Origin of the sequence: Yersinia sp. 1252 StPb PI (assembly GCF_048593885.1) — a bacterium.
Lineage (GTDB): Bacteria > Pseudomonadota > Gammaproteobacteria > Enterobacterales > Enterobacteriaceae > Yersinia > Yersinia enterocolitica_E.
This window is the reverse complement of the sequence record NZ_JAZGQE010000242.1, coordinates 1-5,313: the sequence shown is the minus strand read 5'-3', so window position 1 is coordinate 5,313 and position 5,313 is coordinate 1. Positions and strand designations below refer to the sequence as shown.

The window sequence follows — 5,313 nt, the reverse complement described above, 5'->3', positions numbered from 1 at the left end:
GCTCTGTCGCATTAAGGCGTCGTCAGGTAACATGCTGTTTTTTTACAATGTTGCTTGCCCATGTCTCTAATCCGAAAAGCCTTCCGTCGCCTGCATTACCCCACTGATGTTATCGCGCAATGTGTTCGCTGGTATCTCGCTTATGCCCTCAGCCTGCGTAATCTCGAGGAGATGATGGCAAAGCGTGGCGTTATTGTTGACCACTCCACGTTACACCGCTGTGTCATCCGTCTGGTGCCCTTGCTGGATAAGGTATTTCGACGACATAAACGCTCAGTAGGTCGTCGGTGGCGCATGGATGAAACCTACATCAAAGTCAAAGGTCAGTGGAAATATCTGTACCGCGCGGTGGATAATTCAGGCCAGACCATCGACTTCCTGCTGACCGCCAAACGGGATGCTGCAGCTGCATTACGCTTCTTTCGCAAAGCCATTCGACACCATGATCAACCTGAAATAGTGACCCTTGATAAAAGTGGCGGCAACACGGCAGCGCTGACTACACTCAACGCCGACAAACCAGAAGAAGAAACCATTACTGTCAGACAGAACAAGTATCTGAATAACCTGATTGAGCAGGATCACCGAAATATCAAACGTCGTATACGCCTGATGCTGGGATTCAAATTGTTCCGGCGGGCACAGACGCTCCTGGTTGGCATCGAATTGATCCACATGAACGTAAAGGACAATATCAACATCCGCAAAATGAGGGATTGTCACCTGCGGAACAATTTTATCTGTTGGCTGCCTAAATAACCGGCAGCGTCACTTTTGCTAACTTCTCTACGCTAATGCGACAGAGCCCTAATGAAAGAGTATTGTTGCGATAAATGGATTCTTGCGTAAAACAGAACAGTTAACAGCATTAGTGTTAAATGATGAATAATATCAGGGCACGGAAAAATGTTAACCCATCATTGATACATCTTTTATCAGCTCTCCGCATACCTCTGCCACGGCTGTTAGTCGCCAGCAATCGTCTTACAATGACTGCTATATACAATCTATATAGGAAGTAGTATGCTATGACTATATGCTTTACATATAGTCATAAGAAAGAGAGGTTAATCATGACGACTATTGATGAAACTAATATAGCCGCGACAGTTAAACGCCATCCACGCGTCGGTAAAAGCAAAGTAGAAACCCGCGCACAAACTACGCCGAAGAAATTTCTTTTCCAGCTGCGTGCGCGTGACAACGAGTACGGAGTAAGCGAAGAAACGTTTACCCGCCTTATGGAAGAGCTGGCTCTTAACCAGACTGAGCTAGTCCATAAAGCGTTACGCTACCTGGCGCACGATGTTCTACCAGCCTATGAACTTGATAATGGCCCACTGACAGATGCCCAGCATGCTGTCATTTCTAAAATGTCAGGTATGGAAATCTCAGAAGAAGATCTGGACTCTCCATTATTCAAATAAGCAGGAAGCGCATGGCTACTGATTTTAAACCATTACCGAAGCCCGGAGACATACTCTGGTGTAAGTTTCCTCATCGCGAGGACTTAGGCAACCCTGGGCCATACCCGCGCCCCGGGCTTATACTGAACGTGTTTACCGATATTAACGCGGTGCTTATTACCTATGGAACGTCACAGATCGGTAAGGTCTACGATGGGGAATTTGTCATTAATGAACAACTTGATACCGCTGGGCTTGATGTTCCGACAAAATTCGACTTGAATCGGCTTCAAAAACTACCCTTCAATGACGTGTGGTTTGACGCATCACCTGGTATAACAGTCAAGATCCCATTACCAAAAATGGGTGTCATACCGCCAACGTTTATGCCTGTCATGCGCGCCGCTTGGACGAAGCGCCCGAAATAATACAAAACCCGCTTCGGCAGGTTTCAGTGTCATTTTCAGAAGGCGACTGCATTAATATCAAAAGTCGATAACACAAACTATTTTAGAAGTTAATAATGCAGTCATCCTGAAACTTGTGAGCATGTTGAGTCGTTTTTGGGGTGAAATCACCCACCTACAGTTTTCAGACTAAAACTCTATTTAGGAGAGCATGAAAAAACTTGGGGCACGCCATGATACTGGTCACATCATAGCAAGCTAGATTTGAAGTAAAAGCAGAAGGTGGGTGAGAAAAATATGACCATTCCATCAACGTGTTACGTCATTTCCCCACAGATTTTTATGCTCTCCTTATGCAAGAAATATGATTTTTCTGGCTTTTTCAAAGTGGTCCAGCTTCATCTCCATGATCCACCATTGGGCTACTTCCATGAGTAATTCCGGGTCATCATTCTTGTTGGCAAAAAAAGCATAAAATGACACGCCAACATTATCCCCTTTAGCCGCAATCTTGGCTTCACATACTTTCACTATCTTCGCTCTAATACTTGCTCTCATTATCTTTCCCTGATGGCTGCTGAGGGCACCCATACTACCACTGTGCGACGGCCGGGTAGAATAGGTCAAAATTTAGTCTTAACGAATGGAAGGGACTTCCCCTGGATATGCGCCTGATTAACTATTGTGCAATCATGGGGTAAACATAGCCTTGGAGGGATTCGTTATGACTATCACTACTGTCGGTATCGATCTTGCTAAAAATGTGTTCGCTGTTCACTGCGTTGATCAAAATGGAAAAACTGTTCTGGTTAAACCCAAAGTATCGCGTGCAGCGCTTCCAGAGTTGATTGCAAGTTTACCTCCTTGTGTCATCGGGATGGAGGCGTGCTCCGGCGCCCATTACTGGGCAAGAGTGTTTCGGCAGTATGGCCATGAGCCCCGTTTGATGGCTGCAAAGTTCGTATCGCCTTACCGCATGGCCGGTAAATCATGGAAAAATGATGCAGCTGATGCCTAGGCTATTTGTGAGGCTGTCCGTCGCCCGCATATGCGGTTCGTGCCAGTGAAGGATGAGAGCCAGCAGGCGATGCAATGTCTACACCGTACCAGACAAGGTTTTATCGAAGAGAAAACAGCAACATATAACCGATTAAGAGGTTTGATATCTGAATTCGGCGTCATCGCTCCACAAAGTACAGATGCCCTGCGCCACATGGTTTCTGAACAGAAGAATTCTTTGCCGCTTCAGGTTCATGGTTAGGAAGTTGGATCCCTTTTTTTCCCTTAGGTTAGAGGCAAAATAGGGTGATAGGGCCATGAGTTTCGTCAGCTCATGCAGCGCGACGTTGACGATTGGTTAAAATAACCCCCATTTTGATGCCCAATCCAAATTTCAGGCAGATCTTCCCTATGCCGCCTGCCGCAACCATCGCTCTGTTTTGAACTCCTGCCGACGTCGCGCCAATAACTCTTCTGCACGGATACCGGCTTCCGCACTGTTAAAAACCATCCGACTACCACACAACACGCACTGGTAAGGATCCACATTCGTAAATTGTTTCATCAGCGACGCAAAGCCCGGTTTCTGCGGTTTTTTCTTCATTTCAATCCCCAGGGCGGTGTAGACCTTAGGCAATAACTCACCCCGTTTGCAGTTGGCCAGAAAACCGTAATACCTCACCATCTTAAAATGACGTGACGGGATATGGCTGATATAGCGCCACAGCATCTCTTCCTGGCTGAGTCGTTGCGTACGGTGTTGCTGAGTCCGGTGGTCATAGTAATGATGAACAACGACTCCGCCGGTGTAATGACGCAGTTTTGAGGCGGCAATCGGTGGCCGTTTCAGATAGCGACCGAGGTAATTGACGTTTTGCCGGGCGTGTCGGGTCTTTTTGGCAAAGTGGATTTTCCAGCGACGCTGAAACTGCGCCTCAAGAAACTGGCACCATTCCCGGTAATCCCGAATGTGTTGATAGCCGGCAGCAGATAAATTGAGCGAGGCATAGCTTTCTCGCAACAGGGTGATGACGGCCTGACGCCAATAGCGCTCAACGATTTTCTTTTTGAAGTAAACCGGCCGCCAGACGCCGTGTTTGAGGCACAAACCTCCGCGCGTGACGGACAGATGAATGTGCGGATGTTGATTGAGCCGGCGGCCATAGGTATGCAGGGCTACAAACAAGCCTATTTCGATATCGAGTTTTTTAGCCCATTTCAGCAGGGTATTGGCAGCGCAGGCGAAGAGTTTGTTGAGTAGGGGCCAGTTGCTGGCAAAGGCGGGCCAGAGTTTATCGGGCATGGTGAAGGTGATGTGCTGCCATTCGCAGTCGGGCAGGATGTGCTGTTGCTCAGCAATCCATTGCTCGGTAGCTTTCATGTCACAGGCACTGCAGCCTTTGCTTTTACAACTTTGGCAGAAGTATTTGGTGTGAGAACAGTGGGCAGAAGCGCAACAATAGCAGCGAACGCCCATGGCACCGGTCCCGCAGGGGAGCATCCGCTCGACGACCAGTTTGGTCCATTCGGGTCCGACATTGCCGTGTTTAGCGAGTAACTGGCCCCAGCCATCATCAATCTGGAAGAGGAGTTTTGCCGGTCGAGGTATGTGCATACACGGGAGTATAGCGAGCTATGATGACTGAATAAAGTAACTCTCTAACAGAGTTTTAGCTCCCGCCGCAGGCGGGCTAATGTTCACAATTCGCAGATCCGAACGTCGCTTATGAAATGTGCGGGCGCGGCTACAAAGCGACGTCGAAAAAGTGTAGCCATGATATAGCCGGGTTTACTGAGCAGTCGCAGCAGCTGACTGGAGCAGCGAGAGCTGAATATCTCGAAATAGGGAGCGCATTCCGCGTAGGCTGTAACTTAAAGGTCAGATCTTAAGTGATGAGTTACCAAGGGTCAGTTTGGTAATGCGCTAAACGTACAATAATTTCCGATATCCAAACTGACCCCTACTATGAAAACTAATTTTTATATTAATCGATTTCATTTTAATATCCACTACTGCCGACAGCCTGCCTTACGGCTATCTATCAAAAGAGTGATTCCCTTTCGATGGAATGATTATCCGTGTGTGGGGAGCTGTTGAGCAAATAAATTTTTACCTGTGTGACCTGTCACATCCCCCATTCAAGACGACTTGGCTTTACCCCAGGAGTGCCAACTTCTCGATCCCCGCTAGGGTTCTCTGCTATAATTCGTTCTGTCTCAGAGGCTTGCATACCAGCTGAGACAGGCTTTCAGGGCGTCTCGGGCGCGTTACGCCCCGAAAGCCACCTCGCAGTAATTGGCTTTATCCATCCCCTGCCGAAAACTCCCAAAAAATCACCCTTTTCGAAAATGACCGATCACCGATTTATTTTGGTCGCGTCGCCGCCCTGGTTGCGTCAAAATAGTGTCATCTCCCCAAAATGGTTAGCGTAGGTTTTCCATATACCCTCAAAGCATGATTTTTTTATGTTGTGATATAATTGCTTTTTATAAATTTTAAA

5 protein-coding genes and 1 pseudogene are annotated in these 5,313 nt (G+C 47.5%); 4 read left to right on the top strand and 2 right to left on the bottom strand.

Going from position 1 to position 5,313, the window contains the following annotated elements; translation table 11 throughout:
- Positions 1 to 60 precede the first annotated feature (60 nt).
- The 3 genes from V2A85_RS21650 (at position 61) to V2A85_RS21640 (ending at position 1,834) form a co-directional block, all read left to right on the top strand.
- Positions 61 to 755, top strand: a protein-coding gene (locus V2A85_RS21650; RefSeq protein WP_420072328.1) for an IS6 family transposase whose coding sequence is annotated in 2 segments (ribosomal slippage) — positions 61 to 679 and positions 679 to 755 — 696 coding nt in all. Because the reading frame shifts where the segments join, the coding sequence is not laid out codon by codon here.
- Between the two features lie 318 nt (positions 756 to 1,073).
- Positions 1,074 to 1,427, top strand: a complete 354-nt coding sequence (locus V2A85_RS21645; RefSeq protein WP_420072327.1) for a hypothetical protein — start codon at positions 1,074 to 1,076, stop codon at positions 1,425 to 1,427.
- Between the two features lie 11 nt (positions 1,428 to 1,438).
- Positions 1,439 to 1,834 (top strand): hypothetical protein, encoded by a 396-nt coding sequence (locus V2A85_RS21640; protein ID WP_420072326.1) that lies wholly within the window; start codon positions 1,439 to 1,441, stop codon positions 1,832 to 1,834.
- 330 nt (positions 1,835 to 2,164) lie between these two features.
- Here the strand turns inward: V2A85_RS21640 and V2A85_RS21635 are convergent, their stop codons facing one another.
- Positions 2,165 to 2,371: a DUF6500 family protein gene (locus V2A85_RS21635; RefSeq protein WP_420072325.1), complete on the bottom strand. Its 207-nt coding sequence runs from the start codon at positions 2,369 to 2,371 to the stop codon at positions 2,165 to 2,167.
- 166 nt (positions 2,372 to 2,537) lie between these two features.
- Here V2A85_RS21635 and V2A85_RS21630 point away from each other — a divergent pair.
- Positions 2,538 to 3,056, top strand: a pseudogene (locus tag V2A85_RS21630) (IS110 family transposase); the annotation flags it as partial.
- A gap of 165 nt (positions 3,057 to 3,221) precedes the next feature.
- On the opposite strand, the gene V2A85_RS21625 reads toward V2A85_RS21630, so the two are convergent.
- Complete coding sequence (locus V2A85_RS21625) at positions 3,222 to 4,427, bottom strand: IS91 family transposase (RefSeq protein ID WP_420072324.1); 1,206 nt, start codon at positions 4,425 to 4,427, stop codon at positions 3,222 to 3,224.
- Between the last annotated feature and the right edge of the window lie 886 nt (positions 4,428 to 5,313).

Excerpts from the sequence above, each read along its gene's own strand:
- V2A85_RS21645 (WP_420072327.1), top strand. The coding sequence starts at position 1,074 with ATGACGACTATTGATGAAACTAATATAGCCGCGACAGTTAAACGCCAT.
- V2A85_RS21640 (WP_420072326.1), top strand. The coding sequence starts at position 1,439 with ATGGCTACTGATTTTAAACCATTACCGAAGCCCGGAGACATACTCTGG.
- V2A85_RS21635 (WP_420072325.1), bottom strand. The coding sequence starts at position 2,371 with ATGAGAGCAAGTATTAGAGCGAAGATAGTGAAAGTATGTGAAGCCAAG.
- V2A85_RS21625 (WP_420072324.1), bottom strand. The coding sequence starts at position 4,427 with ATGCACATACCTCGACCGGCAAAACTCCTCTTCCAGATTGATGATGGC.